This window comes from Curtobacterium guangdongense (assembly GCF_049341845.1).
GTDB lineage: Bacteria > Actinomycetota > Actinomycetes > Actinomycetales > Microbacteriaceae > Curtobacterium > Curtobacterium guangdongense.
The window spans coordinates 115235-138320 of sequence record NZ_JBMPIT010000004.1 but is presented as its reverse complement, the minus strand read 5'-3'; the positions used below and the strand labels follow the sequence as shown (position 1 = coordinate 138320).

Genomic DNA, 23086 nt, shown 5'->3' with positions numbered 1-23086 from the left:
CCAGCGGATGCGTCCGGTGATTCACGCAAACAGCCAGGTCCGCACAGGGCGGAACCCGGCGGCGTCAGGCGGCCCGAGGGTGCGCGGCGCAGAGAGGACAGAGAACACATGGCGGGACAGAAGATCCGCATCCGGCTCAAGTCGTACGACCACGAGGTCATCGACACGTCGGCCCGGAAGATCGTCGACACGGTGACCCGTGCCGGTGCGACCGTGGTCGGCCCGGTGCCGCTCCCCACCGAGAAGAACGTGATCGCAGTGATCCGTTCTCCCCACAAGTACAAGGACTCGCGCGAGCACTTCGAGAAGCGCACGCACAAGCGGGTCATCGACATCGTCGACCCGACGCCGAAGGCCGTCGACTCGCTCATGCGTCTCGACCTCCCGGCCGACGTCAACATCGAGATCAAGCTGTAAGGGGGCTGAACTGATGGCGAACACAACCAAGACCGTCAAGGGCCTCCTCGGCAAGAAGCTCGGGATGACCCAGGTGTGGGACGAGAACAACAAGTTCATCCCCGTCACCGTGATCGAGGTCGGCCCGAACGTGGTCACCCAGATCCGCAACGTGGAGCGCGACGGCTACGAGGCGATCCAGATCGCCGCGGGCCAGATCGACCCCCGCAAGGTGAACAAGCCGGCCGCTGGCCACTTCGAGGCCGCCGGGGTCACCCCGCGCCGCACCCTCACCGAGATCCGCACGTCGGACGCGGGCGAGTACACGCTGGGCCAGGAGCTCACCGTCGACGCCACGTTCGAAGCCGGCGCGAAGGTCGACGTCGTCGGCACGAGCAAGGGCAAGGGCTTCGCGGGTGTCATGAAGCGCCACGGCTTCGCCGGCGTCTCCGCATCGCACGGTGCCCACCGCAACCACCGCAAGCCCGGCTCGATCGGTGCTTCCTCGACCCCGTCGCGTGTCTTCAAGGGCATGCGCATGGCCGGTCGCATGGGTGGAGAGCGCGTGACCGTCCTCAACCTCACGGTGCACGCCGTCGACGCCGAGAAGGGTCTGCTGCTCGTCAAGGGCGCCGTCCCCGGTGCTCGCGGTCGCTCCGTCTTCGTCCGCACCGCCGTGAAGGGTAAGTGATCATGGCCACCACGACTGCAACCACGATCGACGTCCTCGACGTCTCTGGCGTCAAGTCCGGCTCCGTCGAGCTCCCCGCCGAGCTCTTCGACGTCGAGACCAACGTCCCGCTGATCCACCAGGTCGTCACCGCGCAGCGCGCCGCTTCGCGTCAGGGCACCCACAAGACCAAGAACCGCGGCGAGGTCCGCGGTGCCGGTCGCAAGCCGTTCAAGCAGAAGGGCACCGGCCGCGCCCGTCAGGGATCGGTGCGTGCTCCTGAGCACACCGGCGGTGGCGTCGTCCACGGACCGACCCCGCGCGACTACTCGCAGCGCACCCCGAAGAAGATGATCGCCGCTGCTCTGCTCGGCTCGCTCTCGGACCGCGCCCGCGGTGGCCGTATCTCCGCTGTGGAGGGCTTCGTCGCGGCCGAGGTGCCGTCGACCAAGACCGCCCGCACGCTCCTCGAGAAGGTCGCGCCCGTCAAGAACGTGCTCGTCGTGCTCGAGTCGGACGACGAGCTCACGCTCAAGTCGATCCGCAACCTGCCGAACGTCCACGCGCTCTCGTACGGCCAGCTGAACGCATACGACGTCCTCGTGTCGGACGCCATCGTCTTCAGCAAGAGCGCCCTCGACGCCTTCATCGCGTCGAAGACCGCGAAGGAGATCTCCGCATGAGCGGCTTCAACAAGGACCCGCGCGACATCATCATCGCGCCCGTCGTGTCGGAGAAGAGCTACAGCCTCATCGACCAGGGCAAGTACACGTTCCTCGTGGACCCCCGCGCGAACAAGACCGAGATCAAGCTCGCCATCGAGAAGATCTTCGAGGTCAAGGTCGCCGGCATCAACACGCTGAACCGTCCTGGCAAGACCCGTCGCACGCGTTTCGGCATCGGCAAGCGCAAGGACACCAAGCGCGCCATCGTGACGCTCAAGTCCGGTTCGATCGACATCTTCACGGCTGTCGGCTGAGGACCAGAGGGATAAATCATGGCTATTCGTAACTACAAGCCGACGACCCCGGGTCGTCGCGGCTCGTCGGTCGCCGACTTCGCCGAGATCACCCGTTCGACGCCGGAGAAGTCCCTGCTTCGTCCGCTGCCGAAGACCGGTGGCCGGAACAGCTCGGGCCGCATCACGACCCGTCACATCGGTGGTGGCCACAAGCGCCAGTACCGCGTGATCGACTTCCGTCGTCACGACAAGGACGGCGTCGACGCCAAGGTCGCGCACATCGAGTACGACCCGAACCGCACGGCGCGCATCGCGCTCCTGCACTTCGTGGACGGCACCAAGCGCTACATCCTCGCGCCGAACAAGCTCAAGCAGGGCGACGTCGTCGAGCAGGGCCCCGGTGCTGACATCAAGCCCGGCAACAACCTGCCGCTCCGCAACATCCCCGTGGGTACGGTCATCCACGCGATCGAGCTCCGCCCCGGTGGCGGCGCCAAGCTCGCGCGTTCGGCCGGCGCCTCGGTGCGTCTCGTCGCCAAGGACGGCCCCTACGCGCAGCTCCGTCTGCCGTCGGGCGAGGTTCGCAACGTCGACGCCCGTTGCCGCGCCACCATCGGCGAGGTCGGCAACGCCGAGCAGTCGAACATCAACTGGGGCAAGGCCGGCCGCATGCGCTGGAAGGGCGTCCGCCCGACCGTGCGTGGTGTCGCGATGAACCCGATCGACCACCCGCACGGTGGTGGTGAGGGCAAGACGTCCGGTGGTCGTCACCCGGTCAGCCCCTGGGGCCAGGCCGAGGGTCGCACGCGCAAGCCGAACAAGCCGAGCGACAAGCTCATCGTCCGTCGCCGTAACGCCGGCAAGAAGCGCAAGTAGGAGTTCAGAAGATGCCACGCAGTCTGAAGAAGGGCCCCTTCGTCGACGAGCACCTGCTTCGCAAGGTCGTCACGCAGAACGAGGCCAACACGAAGAACGTGATCCGTACGTGGTCGCGCCGTTCGATGATCGTCCCGAACATGCTCGGGCACACCATCGCGGTGCACGACGGACGCAAGCACATCCCGGTGTTCGTCACCGAATCGATGGTCGGTCACAAGCTCGGCGAGTTCGCGCCGACCCGTACCTTCCGCGGTCACGTGAAGGACGACAAGAAGGGCCGTCGCCGCTAAGGCGGCGACGCAGAGGAGGAACGAAATGGTGGAGTCGATCGCACGCGTGCGACACATCCGCGTCACGCCTCAGAAGGCCCGTCGCGTCATCGAGCTGATCCGCGGCAAGCAGGCCCACGAGGCGCTCGCCATCCTGAAGTTCGCCCCCCAGGGCGCTTCGGAGCCCGTGTACAAGCTGGTCGCCTCGGCGATCGCCAACGCACGTGTCAAGGCGGACTCGACGAACAGCTTCCTCGACGAGCGCGACCTCTACGTGAGCCGCGTCTTCGTCGACGAAGGCACGACCCTCAAGCGGTTCCAGCCGCGTGCTCAGGGCCGGGCCTTCCGGATCAACAAGCGCACCAGCCACATCACGGTGGTCCTCGCGACCCCTGACGAGGCCGAGGCTGCTGCCGCGACGAGCAAGAAGGCGAGCAAGTAATGGGCCAGAAGGTCAACCCGTACGGCTTCCGCCTCGGGATCACGACGGACCACGTCTCGCACTGGTTCACCGACAGCACGAAGCCGGGTCAGCGCTACGCCGACTACGTCGCCGAGGACATCAAGGTGCGTCAGTACCTGAAGAAGACCCTCGACCGTGCCGGCGTCGCCCGCATCGAGCTCGAGCGCACCCGTGACCGTGTCCGCGTGGACATCCACACGGCGCGTCCGGGCATCGTCATCGGCCGCCGCGGCGCCGAGGCGGAGCGCATCCGTGGCGAGCTCGAGAAGCTCACCAAGAAGCAGATCCAGCTCAACATCCTCGAGGTCAAGAACCCCGAGACCGAGGCCCAGCTCGTCGCGCAGGGCATCGCGGAGCAGCTCTCCGCTCGTGTCGCGTTCCGTCGCGCCATGCGCAAGGGCCTCCAGGGTGCACAGCGCGCCGGTGCCAAGGGTGTCCGCATCCAGGTCGCCGGCCGTCTCGGCGGCGCCGAGATGTCGCGCTCGGAGTTCTACCGCGAGGGCCGCGTGCCCCTGCACACGCTCCGCGCCAACATCGACTACGGCTTCTACGAGGCCCGGACGACGTTCGGTCGCATCGGCGTGAAGGTGTGGATCTACAAGGGCGACATCACGAACAAGGAGCTCGCTCGCGAGCAGGCGAACCAGCGTTCGTCGCGCCCCGAGCGTCGTGGAGGCCCGCGTGGCGACCGCGGTGACCGTCGTGGCGGCGACCGCGGCGACCGTGGCGGCCGCGAGCAGCAGGCCCCGCAGGACGCGCCGGCCGGCGCAGGAGTTGAGGCGTAACCATGCTTATCCCCCGTCGAGTCAAGCACCGCAAGCAGCACCACCCGAAGCGTTCGGGTCAGGCGACCGGTGGCACCAAGGTCTCCTTCGGTGACTACGGCATCCAGGCCCTGACCCCCGCTTACGTGACCAACCGTCAGATCGAGTCCGCTCGTATCGCCATGACGCGTCACATCAAGCGTGGCGGCAAGGTGTGGATCAACATCTACCCGGACCGCCCGCTCACGAAGAAGCCTGCCGAGACCCGCATGGGTTCCGGTAAGGGTTCGCCCGAGTGGTGGATCGCGAACGTCAAGCCGGGCCGCGTGCTCTTCGAGCTCTCCGGCGTCAGCGAGGACATCGCCCGTGAGGCGTTGACCCGTGCAATTCACAAGCTGCCCCTCAAGGCACGCATCATCAAGCGCGAGGAGGGCGACGCATAATGGCGATCGGTTCCAAGGAGCTCCGTCCGACGGAGCTCGACACGTTCGAGAACGAGCGTCTTGCTGACGAGCTGAAGAAGGCCAAGGAGGAGCTCTTCAACCTCCGCTTCCAGTCGGCCACCGGCCAGCTGGAGAGCCACGGTCGTCTTCGTGCCGTCAAGCGCGACATCGCCCGGATCTACACCGTCCTCCGCGAGCGCGAGCTCGGCATCCGTGCCACCCCCGCGCCCGTCGAGACCGCAACCAAGGCCAAGAAGTCGACGAAGAAGGCTGACAAGCCGGTCGAGTCGACCGAGGCCGAGACCGCCGAGGAGAACTGATGGCGAACGAAGAGAAGGACTCCGCCGCCCTCACCCGCGGCTACCGCAAGACGCGCCGTGGTTACGTGACCAGCGACAAGATGGACAAGACCATCGTCGTCGAGGTCGAGGACCGCGTGAAGCACGCCCTCTACGGCAAGGTCATCCGCCGCACCTCCAAGGTGAAGGCACACGACGAGGCCGGCTCGGCCGGTGTCGGCGACCTCGTCGTGATCAGCGAGACCCGTCCCCTCAGCGCCTCCAAGCGCTGGCGCCTGGTCGAGATCCTCGAGAAGGCCAAGTAGGCCTCGCGGCCCGCTTGCGGAAATAGGAGACAGCAGTGATTCAGCAGGAATCCCGCCTGAAGGTCGCCGACAACACGGGTGCCAAGGAGATCTTGACCATCCGCGTGCTCGGTGGCTCGGGTCGTCGCTACGCCGGTCTCGGTGACGTCATCGTCGCCACGGTGAAGGACGCCATCCCCGGCGGCAACGTGAAGAAGGGTGACGTCGTCAAGGCGGTCATCGTTCGCACCAAGAAGGAGACCCGTCGCAACGACGGCTCCTACATCAAGTTCGACGAGAACGCGGCAGTGATCCTCAAGGCTGACGGCGACCCGCGCGGCACGCGCATCTTCGGTCCGGTCGGTCGCGAGCTTCGTGACAAGAAGTTCATGAAGATCATCTCGCTCGCGCCGGAGGTGCTGTAAGCCATGGCGAACATCAAGAAGGGTGACCTGGTCCAGGTCATCACGGGCGCGACGCAGGAGCGTGGCGGCGACCGTGGCAAGCAGGGCAAGGTCATCGAGGTCCTCACGGACAAGAACCGCGTCGTCGTCGAGGGCGTGAACTTCGTCACGAAGCACGTCCGCGTCGGCCAGACGCAGCGTGGTTCGAAGACCGGCGGCATCGAGCAGCACGAGGCCCCGATCCACGTGTCGAACGTCGCGATCGTCGACCCCAAGACGAAGAAGCCGACCCGCGTCGGCTTCCGCACCGAAGAGGTGGAGAAGGACGGTGTCAAGAAGACCGTCCGAGTCCGCTACGCCAAGAAGTCTGGTGAGAAGCTCTGATGACTGACACGACTGCCGCGACGGCTGACAAGGTCCAGCCGCGCCTGAAGCAGAAGTACAAGAACGAGATCAAGGCGGCGCTGACCGAGCAGTTCGGCTACGCGAACGTCCACCAGGTCCCCGGCCTGGTCAAGGTCGTCGTGAACACCGGTGTCGGCGAGGCAGCTCGCGACTCGAAGATCATCGAGGGGGCCATCAAGGACCTCACGGCGATCACCGGTCAGAAGCCGCAGGTCACGATGGCCCGCAAGTCCATCGCGCAGTTCAAGCTGCGTGAGGGCCAGGCCATCGGCGCGCACGTCACCCTCCGTGGCGACCGTGCGTGGGAGTTCCTGGACCGCCTGCTCTCGCTGGCGCTTCCCCGTATCCGCGACTTCCGTGGTCTCAGCGACCGCCAGTTCGACGGCAACGGCAACTACACCTTCGGTCTCACGGAGCAGAGCATGTTCCACGAGATCGACCAGGACCGCATCGACCGTGTCCGCGGCTTCGACATCACCGTCGTGACCACCGCGAAGACGGACGACGAGGGGCGCGCGCTGCTCAAGCAGCTCGGCTTCCCGTTCCGCTCTGCCGAGCAGACGGTCTAAACTACTTCGGGCGCTGCGGGCCGAAGGACTCTCGAGTCCTCCGGCCCGCACGCACGAACACAGACTCCGGGGAATCGCCCTGGAGTCACTCGATCGCTCAGGTCGGCATTCGTGGAACGGGTGTCGAAACCAGGCGAGAAACGGAATCACATCATGACGATGACCGATCCGGTCGCAGACATGCTGACCAGATTGCGGAACGCGAACTCGGCGCACCACGACGCCGTCTCGCTTCCGAGCAGCAAGCTCAAGACCACCATCGCTGACATCCTCAAGCGCGAGGGTTACATCACCGAGTGGAAGGTCGAGGACGCCCGCGTGGGCAAGACCCTCACCATCGAGCTGAAGTACGGCCCCGAGCGCGAGCGTTCGATCGCCGGCATCAAGCGCGTGTCGAAGCCCGGCCTCCGGGTCTACGCGAAGTCGACGGAGATCCCCCAGGTCCTCGGTGGCCTCGGCGTGGCGATCCTGTCCACCTCGTCGGGTCTCCTGACCGACCGCGAAGCCGAGCAGAAGGGCGTGGGTGGGGAAGTCCTCGCCTACGTTTGGTGATCGAACATGTCACGAATCGGACGTCTTCCCATTGACATCCCCGCTGGCGTGACCGTCTCCATCGACGGTCAGAACGTCGCGGTCAAGGGCCCGAAGGGCGAGCTCGCGCTCGTCGTCGCGGAGCCCATCCAGGCGAACGTCGAGGAGAACCAGGTCCTCGTCACCCGCCCGGACGACGAGCGTGAGTCCCGGTCGCTCCACGGCCTGACCCGCACGCTCATCGCGAACCAGATCATCGGCGTCACCCAGGGCTACTCCAAGGGCCTCGAGGTCGTCGGCACCGGTTACCGCGTCCAGGCGAAGGGCTCGAACCTCGAGTTCGCGCTCGGCTACTCCCACTCGATCACGGTCGAGCCGCCGGCGGGCATCAGCTTCGCCGTCGAGGGCAACAACAAGGTCACCGTCAACGGCATCGACAAGCAGGCCGTCGGCGAGGTCGCTGCGAACATCCGCAAGCTGCGGAAGCCCGAGCCCTACAAGGGCAAGGGTGTCCGTTACGCGGGCGAGAACGTGCGCCGCAAGGCCGGAAAGTCAGGTAAGTGATCATGGCTATCGGAACTCGTACCCGAGGCAAGAGCAAGGCGGCTGCCAAGGCCCGTCGCCACAACCGCCTCCGCAAGAAGATCACCGGCACCGAGGCACGTCCGCGTCTCGCCGTCACCCGCTCGGCACGTCACGTGTTCGTGCAGGTCATCGACGACTCCAAGGGTCACACCCTTGCCAGCGCGTCGACGATGGAGGCCGACCTCCGCTCGTTCGACGGCGACAAGACCGCCAAGGCGCGTCGCGTCGGCGAGCTCCTCGCCGAGCGTGCGAAGACCGCCGGTGTCGAAGCCGTCGTGTTCGACCGCGGTGGTAGCAAGTACGCCGGTCGCGTCGCCGCGATCGCCGATGGTGCCCGTGAAGGAGGGCTGAACCTGTGAGCGACATCGCGAACAACAGCAACGCCGAGGAGACCCCGGCCGTCGAGGAGACGACCGAGGCCACCAGCGCTGAGGAGACCACCGAGGCCACCAGCGCCGAGGAGACCAAGTCGACCGACGCCAAGGCGGAGGCGGCTGCCCCCGTCGCCGAGCGTCCGGTCGAGACCGCTGCCGGCTCCGCGTCCAACAACCGCGACTCGGCCGACAACCGTGGCCGTCGTGGTGGCGGTCGTGACCGTCAGCAGGGCCGCGACCGCAACAACCGCGGTGGCGACAGCCAGTTCCTCGAGCGCGTGGTGACCATCAACCGCGTCTCGAAGGTCGTCAAGGGTGGTCGTCGCTTCAGCTTCACGGCGCTCGTCGTCGTGGGTGACGGCAACGGCCTCGTGGGCGTCGGCTACGGCAAGGCCAAGGAGGTCCCCACGGCGATCTCCAAGGGTGTCGAAGAGGCGAAGAAGAACTTCTTCCGCGTCCCCCGCGTCGGCAACACGATCCCGCACCCGGTGCAGGGTGAAGCCGCCGCTGGCGTCGTCCTCCTGCGCCCGGCCGCTGCCGGTACCGGTGTCATCGCCGGTGGTCCGGTCCGCGCCGTGCTCGAGTGCGCCGGCATCCACGACGTCCTGAGCAAGTCGCTCGGGTCGTCGAACACCATCAACATCGTGCACGCCACGGTCGAGGCCCTCAAGCAGCTCGAGGAACCCCGCGCCGTCGCCGCACGTCGTGGCCTCGACGTGGACCACGTCGTGCCGGCTCGCCTCCTGAAGGCCGAGGCGGCAGCACGTGCCGCAGCGACCGAGAAGGCAGGTGCCTGATGGCCATGCTGAAGATCACGCAGACGAAGTCCGTCATCAGCGAGAAGCAGTACCAGCGCGACACGCTCCGCAGCCTGGGTCTCAAGCGCATCGGCCGTACGGTCCTGCGCGAGGACAACTCCCAGAACCGCGGGTACATCGCGACGGTGGCGCACCTCGTGAAGGTCGAGGAGGTCGACGCATGAGCGACGAGAAGAACGAGCGCGTCCAGATCCTGAAGGTGCACCACCTTCGTCCGGCCGCTGGCTCGAAGAAGGACCGCACCCGTGTGGGTCGCGGTGAGGGCTCGAAGGGCAAGACCGCGGGCCGCGGTACCAAGGGCACGAAGGCCCGTTACCAGGTCCGCGTCGGCTTCGAGGGTGGGCAGATGCCGCTGCACATGCGCACCCCGAAGCTCCGCGGGTTCAAGAACCCGTTCCGCGTCGAGTACCAGGTCGTGAACCTGGACAAGCTCGCGGAGCTCTACCCGAACGGTGGCGACGTCACCGTTGCGGACCTGGTCGCCAAGGGCGCCGTCCGCAAGAACGAGAAGGTCAAGGTTCTCGGTCAGGGTGACATCAGCGTGAAGCTCACCGTCACGGTCGACAAGGTCTCGGGCTCCGCCCAGGACAAGATCGTGGCTGCGGGCGGCACCGTCTCCCAGTAGTCCCGTCGGCGGCCCGTGCGTTTGCGCACGGGCCGCCGTTACGGTTTCCTTGATGACAGACCCGGAGCTGGTCGGCCACGTGCCGACGGTCCCGGGTCGCGCGGTCGGCGTCCCGGCCACGGGCGGCCTCGCCCGGCTCGATCGGCAAGACCGGTCCCAGTAGTTCGGAGAGTTCTCGTGTTCAGAGCGGTCGCGCGCATCATGCGCACCCCCGATCTTCGCAAGAAGATCGGCTTCACCCTGGCGATCATCGCGCTGTTCCGGCTCGGGTCGTACATCCCCGCGCCGTACGTGGACTACGCAGCCGTCCAGACCTGCCTCGCGAGCGCATCGTCCTCCGGCGGTCTCTACGACCTGATCAACCTGTTCTCCGGTGGCGCGCTGCTGAAGCTCTCGGTCTTCGCACTCGGCATCATGCCGTACATCACGTCGTCGATCATCGTGCAGCTCCTGCGCGTCGTGATCCCGCACTTCGACGCCCTCTACAAGGAGGGCCAGACCGGCCAGGCGAAGCTGACGCAGTACACGCGTTACCTGACGATCGCGCTCGGTGTGCTGCAGTCCACCACGCTGATCACGGTGGCCCGCTCGGGTCAGCTCTTCGGCACGAACGCCAGCGCCTCCTGCTCGTCGATCATCTCGAACGACAGCTGGTACGCGATCATGCTCATGGTCGTCACCCTGACCGCCGGCACCGGCCTCATCATGTGGATGGGCGAGCTCGTCACCGAGCGCGGCATCGGCAACGGCATGTCGCTCCTCATCTTCACGTCCATCGCAGCGCAGTTCCCGTCGGCGCTCTGGGCGATCGAGCAGTCGCAGTCCTTCGAACTCTTCCTCTTCGTGATCCTCGTCGGCCTGGTGATCATGATGGCCGTCGTGTTCGTCGAGCAGTCACAGCGGCGCATCCCCGTGCAGTACGCCAAGCGCATGGTCGGCCGTCGGACCTACGGCGGCAACAACACGTACATCCCGATCAAGGTGAACATGGCAGGCGTCGTGCCCGTCATCTTCGCCTCGTCGCTGCTCTACCTGCCGGCGCTCATCGCGCAGTTCAACCAGCCCTCCGACGGCTCGGAGCCGGCCGCGTGGGTGACCTGGATCCAGAACAACCTGACCTCGGGTGACAACTGGTTCTACATGGTCCTGTACTTCCTGCTCATCGTCGGGTTCACCTACTTCTACGTCGCGATCACCTTCAACCCCGAAGAGGTCGCCGACAACATGAAGAAGTACGGCGGGTTCATCCCCGGCATCCGTGCCGGTCGTCCCACCGCCGAGTACCTCGACTACGTCCTGACCCGGGTGACGTTGCCCGGCTCGCTCTACCTCGGTCTCATCGCGCTCATCCCGCTGGCAGCACTGGCGCTGTTCGGCGCGAACCAGAACTTCCCGTTCGGTGGCGCGAGCATCCTCATCATCGTGGGTGTCGGTCTCGAGACCGTGAAGCAGATCGACTCGCAGCTGCAGCAACGTCACTACGAAGGGCTTCTCCGTTGAGCGCACGTCTCATCATCGTCGGACCTCCCGGAGCGGGAAAGGGAACCCAGGCCGGCCGCATCGCCGAGTCCTTCGGGATCCCCGCCGTCTCCACCGGTGACATCTTCCGGAAGAACGTCTCGGAAGGCACGCCGCTCGGGGTCCAGGCGAAGGCGATCATGGACGCGGGCGACTACGTCCCGGACTCGCTGACGAACGAGCTCGTGAAGTCCCGCCTCGGCGAGACCGACGCCGAGAGCGGCTTCCTGCTCGACGGCTACCCCCGTACTGTCGGGCAGGTCGAGTACCTCGACGCACTGCTCGCCGAGCAGGGCACCGGCCTCGACGCCGTCGTGCAGCTCGTCGCCGACCAGGACGAGCTCGTCGGGCGCCTCCTGAAGCGTGCCGAGGACCAGGGCCGCAGCGACGACAACGAGGAGACGATCCGTCGTCGCCAGCAGGTCTACGTCGAGCAGACCGCCCCGATCGTCGCGGCGTACCAGCAGCGCGGTCTCGTGGTCGAGGTCGACGGCCTCGGTGCCATCGACGAGGTCGGCGACCGCATCCAGGCAGCGCTCGCGTCGCGCGGGCTCACCGCCGGCGTCTGACGCCAGCGTGGTCCGGTTCCGCAAGCCCTCGATCTACAAGACCCCCGAGGAGCTCCGCGCCATGGTGCGCCCAGGGCTCCTCACCGAGGCGGCGCTGAACGCGGTCCGTTCGGCGATCCGACCGGGGGTCACCACGGGCGAACTCGACGCCATCGCCGAGCGGACGATCCGTGACGGCGGCGGCATCCCGAACTTCCAGCTGGTGCCCGGGTACCGACACACGCTGTGCGTGTCCGTGAACGACGAGATCGTGCACGGCATCCCCGGTGACCGTGTCCTGCACCCAGGCGACATCGTGTCGGTGGACGCCGGCGCCGAGGTCGACGGCTGGAACGGCGACAGCGCCTTCACCACGGTGGTCCCCGGTGGTGACGCCGGCGTGACCGCTGCGCGGCAGACGCTCTGCGACACGACCGAGCGGTCGCTCTGGCACGGCATCGCCGCGCTGGCGCACGCCAAGAACCTCAACGAGGTCGGCGATGCGGTGGAGGACGCCATCGACGAGACCGGCGCCTGGGGCATCGTCGAGGACTACACCGGTCACGGCATCGGCCGCTCCATGCACGAGGAGCCCCCGGTCTTCAACTACCGCGTCCGTGGCGCGGGCCCCGCCGTCCGTCCCGGCCTGGTGGTCGCGATCGAGCCGATGGTCACCGCCGGCACGATCGACAGCGCGACGGACGACGACGAGTGGACGGTCCGGACCCTGGACGGCGCCGACGCGGCGCACTGGGAGCACAGCGTCGCGGTCCACGCGGACGGCATCTGGGTCCTCACGGCCAGCGACGGTGGGGCTGCTGCCCTGGCCCCGCTGGGAGTGACGCCGGTCCCGATCCCGTAGGACGGGCCTCCAGGGCCGGGAGGCTCGGGGCGGCCCCGCCCCGTCGGCGTCAGTTGCCGACGGAACAGGTCTCCTCCGCTGCGCTCTGTCCCGTGATCGACGACGGCAACGGCGTCGAGGACGGACTCGCTGCGCTCGTACTGGTGCTCGTCCCGGTCGGTTCGCTCGACGGCGTCGCAGCCGTCGACGGCGTCGCAGCCGTCGACGGGGCGGCGCTGGAGGATCCGCTCTGGTCCTCTGAGGCGCGACCGGTCGACGAGTCGCTCAGCGTCGTCTTCTCGTCGGTCTGCAGCGCGACGTTGAGCGTGTGGGCCGTCGCCTGGTCCACGATGACGCGTGCGCTGTCGGCCGGGTCGTCGACCACGGGGTACTGGACGAACAGCATGCTCGACGTGCTCATCCCGCGGAGCATGCCCGCGAGGCCCACCAGCGTCTTCGGTTGGTTGAGCCCGTCGGACAGGACCATGTTGCTCAGGGCAGCCCCGGCGAGCTTGTAGAGCGTGATGGGGTTCGAGAGGGTGCCGTCCGACGTGACCTTGCGGAGCAGCGCCGACAGGAAGACCTGCTGCGAGCTGATGCGGGCGAGGTCGCTGCCGTCGCCGACGCCGTGTCGGGTCCGCAGGAAGGCGAGCGCGTCGGAGCCCTCGAGCGAGTGCGACCCCGCGGTGAGGTGCAGCCCCGTGTAGGTGTCGTCGATGTCCTTCGCGACGCAGACGTCCACGCCACCGAGCGCGTTCGACATCTCGATCACGCCGTCGAAGGTGATGAGCCCCGCGTACGGGATGCTCAGTCCGGTGAGGTTCTCGACGGTGTCCACCACGCAGGAGACGCCGCCGTTGCCGAGTGCGGTGTTGAACTGCGCCGAGGTCGCCGCGGGGTAGCTCGTGCCCGTCTCCGGGTTGGTGCACGCGGGGATCGGCACCATGAGGTCGCGGGGGAAGCTCACCGCGGTCAGCTGGCTGTGGTCCTGTGACACGTGGATGAGCATCGTCACGTCGTTGCGTGCGCCCTCGACGTCTTCGTTCGAGTCGAACTGCCCGACGCGGGTGTCGCTCCCGATGAGCAGGATGTTCGCACCGCCCTTGATCGCCGTGATGTCGGCGGTCTTGGCGGTGCTCTGGTCGTCGGTGCTCAGCTGGACGGACTTCGGCGCACTGGCGAGCTGCGCGCCGGCGATCGCCGCGACGCTCGTCCCGCTGACGAGCACCACCGCGAGGGTGGAGGCGACGATCGACACGAGGGTCGTCCAGGCTCGTCGTCGCGGGAGTCGTCCGTGACGAGCGAAGGGCCGAGAGGCGTCGGGCACGTGGTCTCCGTTCGGATGGCTGCAACGTCACCGTAGGACCGGACCCATGTCCGTCCCCTCGAACGCGCCGTGGAACCACTGTGGAACGCTGGCCCGTCCCTCAGGAACACCCCAGCTCTGGGGGCGCGCCGTCCGCACTTGGCAATCAGACCACTTTCCCATAAGATCGATCTTTGGTGTGTCATGCCCTCTCGGCGTGGCGACCGACCCGCAGACCGGCTCGGGGATCACACCGGTAATCCAACCAAGCGACAGTGAGGCTATGGCCAAGAAAGACGGCGTCATCGAGATCGAAGGCTCGGTGCTCGAAGCTCTGCCCAACGCGATGTTCCGCGTTGAGCTGACCAATGGGCACAAGGTCCTCGCGCACATCTCCGGGAAGATGCGCCAGCACTACATCCGCATCCTCCCCGAGGACCGCGTGATCGTGGAGCTGAGCCCGTACGACCTGACCCGCGGCCGGATCGTCTACCGCTACAAGTGATCCGCGAGCTGGAAAGGAACGACTCGGCAACCCTGCCGGGCACGAAGCCAGCGAGCACGAGGAAACAGCAATGAAGGTCAACCCCAGCGTCAAGCCCATCTGCGAGCACTGCCGTGTGATTCGCCGCAAGGGACGCGTCATGGTGATCTGCAAGAGCAACCCGCGTCACAAGCAGCGCCAGGGCTAGTCCCCGGAACTGCCTGACCGGACGCCGACAGGCGGCCTGAGCAGGATCCACAACTGAACACCGCAAACGCAGTACCAGAACCCTGGTCCGGCTCCGGCCGTGCACAGGGGGACACCTCGGGTCGGAGGCCCGAGCACCGGCACTGCGCCACACCTCCATCGACAACAGGAGCAGCCAGCACATGGCACGTCTAGCAGGCGTCGACATCCCGCGCGAGAAGCGCGTGGAGATCGCACTCACGTACATCTACGGCGTCGGCCGCACTCGCGCGGTCAAGACGCTCGCGGACACCGGTATCTCCGGTGACATCCGCGTCAAGGACCTCACCGACGACCAGCTCGTCGCCCTCCGCGACTACATCGAGGGCAACTTCAAGGTGGAGGGTGACCTCCGCCGCGAGGTGGCCGCCGACATCCGCCGCAAGGTCGAGATCGGTAGCTACGAGGGTCTTCGCCACCGTCGTGGTCTCCCGGTGCGCGGTCAGCGCACCAAGACCAACGCTCGTACCCGCAAGGGCCCGAAGCGCACCGTGGCAGGCAAGAAGAAGGCTCGATAGGAGACCCCGATGGCTACCCCCAAGACTGCCGCGCGCAAGCCGCGCCGCAAGGAGAAGAAGAACGTCGCAGTGGGCCAGGCTCACATCAAGAGCACGTTCAACAACACGATCGTCAGCATCACCGACCCGTCGGGTGCCGTCCTCAGCTGGGCGTCCTCCGGGGCCGTCGGCTTCAAGGGCTCGCGCAAGTCGACGCCGTTCGCGGCGCAGCTCGCCGCCGAGTCCGCTGCGCGTCAGGCGCAGGAGCACGGCGTCAAGAAGGTCGACGTCTTCGTGAAGGGTCCGGGTTCGGGCCGCGAGACCGCGATCCGCTCCCTCCAGGCCGCTGGCCTCGAGGTCGGTTCGATCAACGACGTCACGCCGCAGGCGCACAACGGGTGCCGCCCGCCCAAGCGCCGTCGCGTCTGACGCGAGGAGCAACCGGCCGTCCCCTGCTCGGTCCCTGACGGGGAAGACCCGTCTGACGGGAGCGAGCGGGGACGGCCATTCCTGGTCGTTCGATCGCGCACCCCGGTGCGCGTGATCACAACTCAACAGACCCGTCGGGGCCTCGCCGGCCCCGTCGTACCGCCAAGTGTCATATAGCGGACACTTCGCCGAAAGGAATCCCACAGTGCTCATTGCACAGCGCCCCACCCTCACCGAGGAGTCGATCTCCGAGCACCGCTCGCGCTTCGTCATCGAGCCGCTCGAGCCTGGCTTCGGCTACACCCTCGGGAACTCGCTGCGCCGCACGCTCCTCTCCTCGATCCCCGGTGCTGCGGTCACGAGCATCCGTATCGACGGCGTCCTCCACGAATTCAGCACCGTTCCCGGTGTGAAGGAAGACGTCACGGAGATCATCCTCAACATCAAGAGCCTGGTCGTCTCCAGCGAGCACGACGAGCCCATCACGGCGTACCTGCGCAAGCAGGGTGCCGGTCAGGTCACCGCTGCGGACATCTCCGCACCGGCCGGCGTCGAGATCCACAACCCGGACCTCGTCATCGCGACCCTGAACGACACCGCGCGCTTCGAGCTCGAGCTCACCATCGAGCGTGGCCGCGGCTACGTCTCGGCGACGCAGAACCGCTCGGAGTTCAGCGAGGCCGGGCAGATCCCGATCGACTCGATCTACTCGCCCGTCCTCAAGGTCACCTACCGCGTCGAGGCGACGCGTGCCGGTGAGCGCACGGACTTCGACCGCCTGGTCGTCGACGTCGAGTCGAAGCCGGCCATCACGCCGCGCGACGCCATCGCGTCGGCCGGTCGGACGCTCGTCGAGCTCTTCGGCCTCGCCCGTGAGCTCAACACGGCGGCAGAGGGCATCGAGATCGGCCCCGCGCCGGTCGACGCGGTGCTCTCGAACGAGCTGCAGACCCCGATCGAGGACCTCGACCTGTCGGTCCGCAGCTACAACTGCCTCAAGCGGGAGGGCATCAACACGGTGTCCGAGCTCGTCGCCCTGTCGGAGACGCAGCTCATGAACATCCGCAACTTCGGTCAGAAGTCGGTGGACGAGGTCAAGGACAAGCTCACCGAGCTCGGCCTGTCCCTCAAGGACACCGTCCCCGGATTCGACGGCGCCCACTTCTACAGCGGGTACGACGAGGACGAGTCCAACAACTGACCTCGCGCTCACGCGCACGCGTGCCGCTGACGCAGCGCGCACCACTTTCACCACTGGAGAACTGACATGCCGAAGCCCACCAAGGGCCCCCGCCTCGGTGGCGGCCCCGCCCACGAGCGCCTGCTCCTGAGCAACCTCGCCAACGCCCTCTTCACGCACGGTCGCATCACGACCACCGAGACGAAGGCCAAGCGCCTCCGCCCGGTCGCCGAGCGTCTCATCACGTTCGCGAAGCGTGGCGACCTGCACGCGCGTCGTCGTGTGATCAGCATCCTGCGCGACAAGACCGTCGTGCACACGCTGTTCACCGAGATCGCGCCGCAGGTCGAGGACCGCCAGGGTGGCTACACCCGCATCACCAAGCTCGGCTTCCGCAAGGGCGACAACGCTCCCCTCGCGTCGATCGAGCTCGTCCTCGAGCCCGTCTCGGGCACGCCGGCCCCCGTCTCGCGCAAGTCGGCTCCGGCCGCCGCCGCGCCCGTCGAGGAGCCCGCAGCGGAGGAGACCACCGAGGAGGCCCCGGTCGAGTCGACCGAGACCACCGAGGAGTCGGCTCCCGTCGCGGACGAGACCGACACCGAGGCTGCCGCCGAGGTCGAGGCCGACGCCGCCGAGAAGTCGGACGACACGAAGTCGGACGACAAGTAAGTCCAGCACCACCACGGAAGGCCCCCGCAGCATGCGCTGTGGGGGCCTTCCGCATCGGGTGCGGATCGACTCGGAGGGGTCCATGGGATTCGAACACATCGCGGGGGTGGGAACGAGGGTCTGGCGCTGGAGCCGGACCTCGGGCACACAACCGCGCCTGCTGCACGCCGGGAAGGCCGCGTTCGCCGCGTGCCTCGCCTGGTTCATCGCGAGACACGTGCCAGGCGTCGCGTCGGACTACCCGTACTACGCACCGCTCGGGGCCGTGGTCGCGATGCAGACGACGGTGTTCGCGGGCCTCAGGAGCGGGATCCAGACCCTCGTGGGCATCGGCCTCGGCATCGTGATCGCCGGCTTCACGATGTGGATCGGCGACCCCGGGTTCATCGCGATCGCCCTCGCCGTGGGTATCGGCGTGCTGGTCGGCGGCTTCCGCATCCTGGGTGAGGGCAGCTCGTGGGTGTCCACCGCGGCGCTGTTCGTCCTGCTCGTCGGCGGTGCGCACGCGGAGGGCTACTCGCTCGGGTACCTCGTGCAGATGGCCGTGGGCGTGGTGATCGGCCTGCTCGTGAACTTCCTGGTCTTCCCACCGCTGCGCTTCTGGGACGCCGAACAGCGCATCGACGCGGTCAACGACGTGCTCGCGGACCACCTCGACGGTCTCGCCGCGGTGCTCGACGCCGACGAGCGCGACGAGAAGGCCTGGGACAGGCAGCAGGACCGGCTCGACCGGGCCATCGCCGACGTCCGGTCCCGGGTCTCGATCGCGCACGAGAGCCGGAAGCTGAACCCCCGCGGGGCGCTCCGCGGATCACGGGCGCGCCTGCAGCAGGACGGCGCACGGTTCCGGGCGCTCGAGCGAGCCGCTTGGTACACGACGGACCTCACCGAACTCGTCGCCCGCTCGGGCCCGGTGTCCGACGGGCTCGGTCGCCCGGACCCGGCGTTCGCCGAACCGCTCGCGAAGGCGTTCCGCGAACTCGCGTGCATGATCCGCGGTGAGTGCCCGGAGAGCGCAGGGGACGAGGCGATCGCCGAGGTCGAGCGGGCGTTGGACGCGAGCAAGGAGGACCCGTCGCACGTCGCGGTGACGTCGGCGGCGCTGGTGTCGCTCCGGGGGATCGTGGAGTCCGAGCGCCGGGCGACGGCCGACCTCGACACGTCGACGGGTCCGTCCGCGTTCGGTCACCGGCGCGACGTCACGCGGTGAGGGACGACTCCGCCCAGCGCTCGATCGCCGAGCTCGTGTTCGGAGCGGCCCAGGAGAACAGGACGAAGTGCGTCCAGGTGCCGTCCTGCACGACGTCGACGGAGCACGCGGCCTCGTCGCACGTGCGCCAGGCGGCGGCGTCCTCGGCGAGACCGTCGAGCTCGAGCCGGTCGTGCCGGTCGATGAGCCCTGCGCCGAGACGCGCGCTCACGACCCATCCCGAGTCGGGCATCGACGAGTACGAGGCCCCGGTCCGCGAGAAGGGCTGATCAGCGTGACCGAACGAGCACGCCGCGGCCTCGAGACGGTTGAGCGAGTAGTAGGTCGGCTCGGCGCCGACGTCGGAGCCGAGTGACCACGGGTCGACGAGTGCGACGGCCGTCACGGCGTTCACGCGGTCAGCCGTGCAGGTACTCGGCTTCCAGGACGCTGCCGCGTGCTCGGTCTGCACGCCTGCGACCGGTGCTGCGGCGACGGTCTCCTCCACGTGGTCCAGGAGCGCCTGGAACGCCGGCTGCACCTGCTCCGAGGTGGCGTCCGTCGTGGTCTGCAGGCGGGTCAGGGAGAGGTCGATCCAGGCATTCCCGGCGAGCACACGCCCGCTGCAGCTCACCCGGGCGGCATCGGAGGCCCCGCAGTACACCGGCGTGGGGTCCACCGACGGATCGACGTGCTCGGTGGCGTCGGCGTACTCGGGGGCCGCGTCCGGCAGCACCGACAGCCGGACGCCCTCGTACATCGGATCGCCCTGCTTGCCGGGGCTGACGTCGTCGAGCAGCGAGACACCGTTGGTGCTCCAGCAGACGGCACCGCCGTTGGTCCGCGCGGTCGTCCAGGCGCCGAGGACGTGGTCCTGCGTCGTCATCGGGTCGAGCACGGTGGTGCCGGGGACCGCTCGGGTGACGAGGTCCGACGGCAGCAGCTGCGCACAGGTCGGCACGCCGTCCGACTCCGGCGACGGCCCGAAGTCGACGCGGGCGTCCGTCTCTGTGGGTGTGGCCGACGGTGCGACGCTGCGCGACGGCGCCGGTGTCGGCCCTGCGGACGACGCGGTGGAACAACCGGCGACGGTGACGACCGCCGTGGTCGCGAGCGCGACGGCCACGACCCCCCTCGTGAAGATGTGCATGCGTTCAGGCTAGGGCTCCGTGGTGACGGCCGATCGGTGCGCGCATCACGATCGCACAACACCGTCCGTAGACTCACTGCGTGCCGCAGCACCCCCGCATCGCCGTCCTCGGACCGGTCCTCGTCGAGGACCCGTCCGGCGCACCGGTGCCCGTCCCCGGGGCGCTCCCGCGGGCGTTCCTGACGGCCCTCGTGCTCGCCCGCGGGCATGCGATGACGACGGACGCGCTCATCGACGAGCTCTGGACCGACGCACCGCCGAAGGGTGCGCGAGCGGCCCTGCAGACCCTGGTGTCCCGGCTCCGACGGAGCACGGCCGAGGGGCTCGTGGTGTCGACGAGCACCGGGTACGCGCTCGACGTCCGACCGGACGACGTCGACCTGGTCCGTGCCGAACGCGTCGCCGGGGCCCGGCACACGTCCGACGACACGAGTCGGGCGGCGCTCGCGCTCTGGCGGGGCGATCCGGGCGCCGATGTCGAGGGCGACCTCGGCACGGCGCTCGCGGAACGCGCCGAGGCCGCTCGACGTGCGCTCCGCCGGGCGCTCGGCACGGCGATGCTCGACGCCGGAGACGCCGACGCGGCCGTCGGGTTGTGGCACGAAGAAGCGGCGGCCGACCCGTTCGACGAGGTCGCGGTGTCCGGATCGATGCGCGCCCTCGCCGCGGCCGGCCGGACCACCGAGGCGCTCGCGGTCTTCGCGGCCCACCGGGAGCGCCTGGCGGACGGTCTCGGCGCCGATCCGTCCGCCGACCTGGTGCGGCTGAACGCCGACCTGCTCCGCCGGACGGCGTCCGCCTCCGGCAGCGTCCGACGGATCGGCCTGCGTGCCGCGCCGAACGCGCTGGTCGGACGGGAGGCCGACCTCGCCGCCGTCACGGACCTCCTGTCCCACGAACGGCTGGTGACCGTCCTCGGTGCCGGCGGGCTCGGGAAGACCCGGCTCGCGCAGGCGGTCGCCGCGGCGCTCCCGGCCGACCGCAGCGTGGTGGTGCTCGAGCTCGCACCACTGGCCGCCGGCGAGGACGTCGTCCCCGCCCTCGGAGCACTGCTCGGGATCGCCGAGGTGCGGTCCGCCCGGGCGCTGCGGGACGCGGTCGTCGCCGACCTCCGCGGCCGGGTGTTCCGTGCGCTCGGCGAGGAACCCACCGTGCTCGTGCTCGACAACTGCGAACACCTCGTCGAGGACGTCGCCGCGTTCGCCGCCGACCTGCTCGCCGGGATCCCGTCGCTCCGCATCCTCACGACGTCGCGTGCGCCGCTCGCCATCGCCGGCGAGGTCGTCGCGCCGCTCGCACCGCTGCCCGTCGACGCGGACGGCGCGGCGGTCCGGCTGTTCACCGACCGCGCACGAGCCGCCCGCCCCGGTGCCGTCCTGCCGTTCGACACCGTGCGGCGCATCTGCACGCGGCTCGACGGGTCGCCGCTCGCGATCGAGCTCGCCGCCGCGCGGATCCGCGGGATGGGCGTCGAGGAGATCGAACGCCGGCTCGACGACCGCTTCGCGTTGCTCCGTGGCGGCGATCGGAGCGCCCCCGAGCGGCATCGGACCCTGCTCGCCGTCATCGAGTGGAGCTGGCGGCTCCTCGACGACGGTGCCCAGGACCTGCTGACCCGGCTGGCGCTCTTCCCGGACGGCCTCGCGGTCGACGCGGTCGAGGCCGTCGCGGCACCCGAGCGGCGGGACGATGCACTGGACGCCCTCGCCGAGCTCGTCGAGCAGTCCCTCGTCCAGCTCGTCGAGCACGAGGGCGCCGACATCCGGTACCGGCTGCTCGAGACCGTCCGGGAGTTCGGCGCCGCCCGACTCGACGAACGCGGGCGCACGGAGGAGGTCCGCGCGGCGATGATCCGCTGGGCACGGGACTTCGCCGCCACCCGCAACGTCTTCACGGCGACCGGGGAGCCGCAGCGACGGTGGTTCCGCGAGATCGGCCGCGAGGCCGACAACCTCGTGACGCTGCTGCGCTGGAGCCTCGTCGCCGAGGACCGGTCGGCGCTCGCACAGGTGTTCGCGGCCCTCGGTGGGTACTGGACGCTGCGCGGTGCCCACGGCGAGGTCGTCGCGGTCGCCGCCGAGGTCGTCGCGCTGCTCCGGACCGCTGAGCCGGCACCCGGCGACCGAGCCGCCACGACGCTGGGGCTCGTCCTGATCGGCGGTTCCGCGGCGTTCACGGACCGCAGGACCTCCGTGCGCGCGATCGCGATGCTCCGCCGGGTCGTCCGGCAGGGGACCACCGGCTTCCCGGTCCTCGACGCGCAGGCGGCGCTGCTGCTCACGCTCGGCCGCCCGGACGACGGGCTGCGGATGCTCTCCGCGCTCCGCGAGGACCCGGACGACGGCGTGGCCTGCCTGGCGTGCATGCTGAGCGCCCCGCTGGCGGAGAACGACGGGGAGTTCGACGATGCGCTCCGCTACGCCCAGCGCGCCGAGGCGCTCGCCACGAAGACCGACGACGCGTGGGCGCTGGGATCGGGTGCGGTCACGATGACCCAGCTGCTCGCGCAGACCGGACGGCACGCGGACGCGCTCGTCGTCGCCGACGTCGCGCGGACCCGCCTCGAGGTCTTCGGCGCCGAGGACGACCTCTACGAGATCGGCTGGACCGTCGGGCTGTGTGCGGCGGCGACGGGCGACGTCGTCCGCGCGCGGCAGGTCGCGGCGGACCTCGCGAACCAGCCGGTGGCAAACCGCGGCGGTCCCGACGGGGAAGCCGTGCAGATGGCCGTCCTCGCGATCGCGATCGCCGCCGAGTGCGCGCGGAGCGAGGGCGACGTGGTCTCCGGCGCTGCCGAGTACGCGCGGGCCTGGGACGCCGTGACCGCACACCGCAAGCAGGCGCCGAACTGGACCCTGATGGCGGGCGCGGCACGGATCGCGTCGGAGGACGAGGCGGCGGCGAGCCGACCCGGAGGAACCGAGCCGGGCCTCCCGTCCGGATCGGATGTACCGCGCCGTCTGCGGGTCGGTGCGCTCGTGATGCTCCGACTGCACCCGTGGTGGATCGACCTGCCGGTCATCGGGACCACGCTGCTCGGGCTGGCGGTCGCCGCCGCCCGGCAGGGCGCGACGGACCACGCGGCGCGGTGCTGGGGCCTCGCGCGACGGCTCGGTTCGCGGCAGGACTTCGCGGTCCTCGCCCACGACCGGCTGCGCCGCGTCCTCGGCGCCGTCGTCGGTGCCGGACCCCTCTCGGACGCCGAGACGGCCTCGGCCGGATGGGACCGGGCCGAGGCCGTGGCGCGGACTCGCGCGCTGCTCGAGGAGCTGCGCTTCAGCGCCTGAGCG

Annotated in this window: 33 protein-coding genes; 31 read left to right on the top strand and 2 right to left on the bottom strand. The window is 68.8% G+C overall.

Annotated features, from left to right (window positions below; translation table 11 throughout):
* The first annotated feature begins 108 nt into the window (after positions 1–108).
* From rpsJ to map, 23 genes are all read left to right on the top strand, one after another.
* On the top strand, positions 109–417 hold the full coding sequence (rpsJ, locus tag ACO0E1_RS07255) for a 30S ribosomal protein S10 (protein WP_017885534.1): 309 nt from the start codon (positions 109–111) through the stop codon (positions 415–417).
* 13 nt (positions 418–430) lie between these two features.
* Positions 431–1087, top strand: a complete 657-nt coding sequence (rplC, locus tag ACO0E1_RS07250) for a 50S ribosomal protein L3 (protein WP_281266012.1) — start codon at positions 431–433, stop codon at positions 1085–1087.
* Between the two features lie 2 nt (positions 1088–1089).
* Positions 1090–1749, top strand: a complete 660-nt coding sequence (rplD, locus tag ACO0E1_RS07245) for a 50S ribosomal protein L4 (RefSeq protein ID WP_281266011.1) — start codon at positions 1090–1092, stop codon at positions 1747–1749.
* Positions 1746–2045: a 50S ribosomal protein L23 gene (rplW, locus tag ACO0E1_RS07240; protein ID WP_422873560.1), complete on the top strand. Its 300-nt coding sequence runs from the start codon at positions 1746–1748 to the stop codon at positions 2043–2045. Before rplD ends, rplW begins: the two co-directional genes overlap by 4 nt.
* 18 nt (positions 2046–2063) lie before the next feature.
* Positions 2064–2903 carry a 50S ribosomal protein L2 gene (rplB, locus tag ACO0E1_RS07235; RefSeq protein ID WP_281266010.1) on the top strand — a complete coding sequence of 280 codons (840 nt, stop codon included), beginning with the start codon at positions 2064–2066 and terminating at the stop codon, positions 2901–2903.
* A gap of 11 nt (positions 2904–2914) precedes the next feature.
* Positions 2915–3196, top strand: coding sequence for a 30S ribosomal protein S19 (gene rpsS / locus ACO0E1_RS07230; RefSeq protein ID WP_017885529.1), 282 nt, complete (start codon positions 2915–2917; stop codon positions 3194–3196).
* Positions 3197–3221: 25 nt separating this feature from the next.
* Positions 3222–3617, top strand: a complete 396-nt coding sequence (rplV, locus tag ACO0E1_RS07225; RefSeq protein WP_123654823.1) for a 50S ribosomal protein L22 — start codon at positions 3222–3224, stop codon at positions 3615–3617.
* Complete coding sequence (rpsC, locus tag ACO0E1_RS07220) at positions 3617–4423, top strand: 30S ribosomal protein S3 (RefSeq protein ID WP_144760609.1); 807 nt, start codon at positions 3617–3619, stop codon at positions 4421–4423. Before rplV ends, rpsC begins: the two co-directional genes overlap by 1 nt.
* Before the next feature lie 2 nt (positions 4424–4425).
* A complete protein-coding gene (rplP, locus tag ACO0E1_RS07215) occupies positions 4426–4845 on the top strand; it encodes a 50S ribosomal protein L16 (protein WP_123654821.1) in 420 nt (139 codons plus the stop codon).
* Positions 4845–5165 carry a 50S ribosomal protein L29 gene (gene rpmC / locus ACO0E1_RS07210; protein ID WP_281266008.1) on the top strand — a complete coding sequence of 107 codons (321 nt, stop codon included), beginning with the start codon at positions 4845–4847 and terminating at the stop codon, positions 5163–5165. The genes rplP and rpmC overlap by 1 nt, the downstream gene beginning before the upstream one ends.
* The gene (rpsQ, locus tag ACO0E1_RS07205) at positions 5165–5449 is read left to right on the top strand and encodes a 30S ribosomal protein S17 (RefSeq protein WP_071276754.1); all 285 of its coding nucleotides are present in this window, start codon (positions 5165–5167) and stop codon (positions 5447–5449) included. Before rpmC ends, rpsQ begins: the two co-directional genes overlap by 1 nt.
* Before the next feature lie 35 nt (positions 5450–5484).
* On the top strand, positions 5485–5853 hold the full coding sequence (rplN, locus tag ACO0E1_RS07200) for a 50S ribosomal protein L14 (RefSeq protein ID WP_071299494.1): 369 nt from the start codon (positions 5485–5487) through the stop codon (positions 5851–5853).
* Positions 5854–5856: 3 nt separating this feature from the next.
* Complete coding sequence (gene rplX / locus ACO0E1_RS07195; protein WP_144760603.1) at positions 5857–6216, top strand: 50S ribosomal protein L24; 360 nt, start codon at positions 5857–5859, stop codon at positions 6214–6216.
* The gene (gene rplE, locus ACO0E1_RS07190; RefSeq protein ID WP_281266007.1) at positions 6216–6806 is read left to right on the top strand and encodes a 50S ribosomal protein L5; all 591 of its coding nucleotides are present in this window, start codon (positions 6216–6218) and stop codon (positions 6804–6806) included. The genes rplX and rplE overlap by 1 nt, the downstream gene beginning before the upstream one ends.
* Positions 6807–6959: 153 nt before the next feature.
* Positions 6960–7358 (top strand): 30S ribosomal protein S8, encoded by a 399-nt coding sequence (gene rpsH / locus ACO0E1_RS07185; RefSeq protein ID WP_281266006.1) that lies wholly within the window; start codon positions 6960–6962, stop codon positions 7356–7358.
* A 6-nt stretch (positions 7359–7364) separates the two neighbouring features.
* A complete protein-coding gene (gene rplF / locus ACO0E1_RS07180) occupies positions 7365–7901 on the top strand; it encodes a 50S ribosomal protein L6 (RefSeq protein ID WP_281266005.1) in 537 nt (178 codons plus the stop codon).
* 2 nt (positions 7902–7903) lie between these two features.
* Positions 7904–8281: a 50S ribosomal protein L18 gene (gene rplR, locus ACO0E1_RS07175; protein ID WP_281266004.1), complete on the top strand. Its 378-nt coding sequence runs from the start codon at positions 7904–7906 to the stop codon at positions 8279–8281.
* Positions 8278–9093 (top strand): 30S ribosomal protein S5, encoded by an 816-nt coding sequence (rpsE, locus tag ACO0E1_RS07170; protein WP_281266003.1) that lies wholly within the window; start codon positions 8278–8280, stop codon positions 9091–9093. Before rplR ends, rpsE begins: the two co-directional genes overlap by 4 nt.
* Entirely contained in the window at positions 9093–9278 is a 186-nt protein-coding gene (gene rpmD, locus ACO0E1_RS07165) for a 50S ribosomal protein L30 (RefSeq protein WP_082517835.1), read from the top strand. The genes rpsE and rpmD overlap by 1 nt, the downstream gene beginning before the upstream one ends.
* Positions 9275–9739 (top strand): 50S ribosomal protein L15, encoded by a 465-nt coding sequence (gene rplO / locus ACO0E1_RS07160; protein WP_281266002.1) that lies wholly within the window; start codon positions 9275–9277, stop codon positions 9737–9739. Before rpmD ends, rplO begins: the two co-directional genes overlap by 4 nt.
* 177 nt (positions 9740–9916) lie before the next feature.
* Entirely contained in the window at positions 9917–11239 is a 1323-nt protein-coding gene (secY, locus tag ACO0E1_RS07155) for a preprotein translocase subunit SecY (RefSeq protein ID WP_281266001.1), read from the top strand.
* A complete protein-coding gene (locus tag ACO0E1_RS07150; RefSeq protein ID WP_281266000.1) occupies positions 11236–11826 on the top strand; it encodes an adenylate kinase in 591 nt (196 codons plus the stop codon). Before secY ends, ACO0E1_RS07150 begins: the two co-directional genes overlap by 4 nt.
* A 7-nt stretch (positions 11827–11833) precedes the next feature.
* Positions 11834–12667 carry a type I methionyl aminopeptidase gene (gene map, locus ACO0E1_RS07145; protein ID WP_422873559.1) on the top strand — a complete coding sequence of 278 codons (834 nt, stop codon included), beginning with the start codon at positions 11834–11836 and terminating at the stop codon, positions 12665–12667.
* Between the two features lie 49 nt (positions 12668–12716).
* On the opposite strand, the gene ACO0E1_RS07140 is transcribed toward map, so the two are convergent.
* Positions 12717–13973, bottom strand: a complete 1257-nt coding sequence (locus ACO0E1_RS07140; RefSeq protein WP_422873558.1) for an LCP family protein — start codon at positions 13971–13973, stop codon at positions 12717–12719.
* Between the two features lie 262 nt (positions 13974–14235).
* Between ACO0E1_RS07140 and infA the strand changes: the two genes are divergently transcribed.
* The 7 genes from infA to ACO0E1_RS07105 all read left to right on the top strand — a co-directional run bounded on the left by infA (position 14236) and on the right by ACO0E1_RS07105 (position 18667).
* On the top strand, positions 14236–14457 hold the full coding sequence (infA, locus tag ACO0E1_RS07135; protein WP_017885509.1) for a translation initiation factor IF-1: 222 nt from the start codon (positions 14236–14238) through the stop codon (positions 14455–14457).
* Positions 14458–14527: 70 nt separating this feature from the next.
* Positions 14528–14644, top strand: a complete 117-nt coding sequence (gene rpmJ, locus ACO0E1_RS07130) for a 50S ribosomal protein L36 (RefSeq protein WP_022903266.1) — start codon at positions 14528–14530, stop codon at positions 14642–14644.
* Positions 14645–14825: 181 nt separating this feature from the next.
* The gene (gene rpsM / locus ACO0E1_RS07125) at positions 14826–15200 is read left to right on the top strand and encodes a 30S ribosomal protein S13 (RefSeq protein ID WP_144760579.1); all 375 of its coding nucleotides are present in this window, start codon (positions 14826–14828) and stop codon (positions 15198–15200) included.
* 9 nt (positions 15201–15209) lie between these two features.
* Positions 15210–15608, top strand: a complete 399-nt coding sequence (rpsK, locus tag ACO0E1_RS07120; protein WP_017885507.1) for a 30S ribosomal protein S11 — start codon at positions 15210–15212, stop codon at positions 15606–15608.
* Between the two features lie 205 nt (positions 15609–15813).
* Positions 15814–16809 (top strand): DNA-directed RNA polymerase subunit alpha, encoded by a 996-nt coding sequence (locus tag ACO0E1_RS07115; protein WP_066656999.1) that lies wholly within the window; start codon positions 15814–15816, stop codon positions 16807–16809.
* Between the two features lie 66 nt (positions 16810–16875).
* A complete protein-coding gene (gene rplQ, locus ACO0E1_RS07110) occupies positions 16876–17457 on the top strand; it encodes a 50S ribosomal protein L17 (RefSeq protein WP_422873557.1) in 582 nt (193 codons plus the stop codon).
* 82 nt (positions 17458–17539) lie between these two features.
* Positions 17540–18667, top strand: coding sequence for an FUSC family protein (locus ACO0E1_RS07105; protein WP_422873556.1), 1128 nt, complete (start codon positions 17540–17542; stop codon positions 18665–18667).
* On the opposite strand, the gene ACO0E1_RS07100 is transcribed toward ACO0E1_RS07105, so the two are convergent.
* Positions 18657–19796 carry a hypothetical protein gene (locus ACO0E1_RS07100; RefSeq protein ID WP_422873555.1) on the bottom strand — a complete coding sequence of 380 codons (1140 nt, stop codon included), beginning with the start codon at positions 19794–19796 and terminating at the stop codon, positions 18657–18659. The genes ACO0E1_RS07105 and ACO0E1_RS07100 overlap by 11 nt on opposite strands.
* Before the next feature lie 80 nt (positions 19797–19876).
* Between ACO0E1_RS07100 and ACO0E1_RS07095 the strand changes: the two genes are divergently transcribed.
* Positions 19877–23083 (top strand): AfsR/SARP family transcriptional regulator, encoded by a 3207-nt coding sequence (locus ACO0E1_RS07095; protein ID WP_422873554.1) that lies wholly within the window; start codon positions 19877–19879, stop codon positions 23081–23083.
* Positions 23084–23086: the final 3 nt, after the last annotated feature.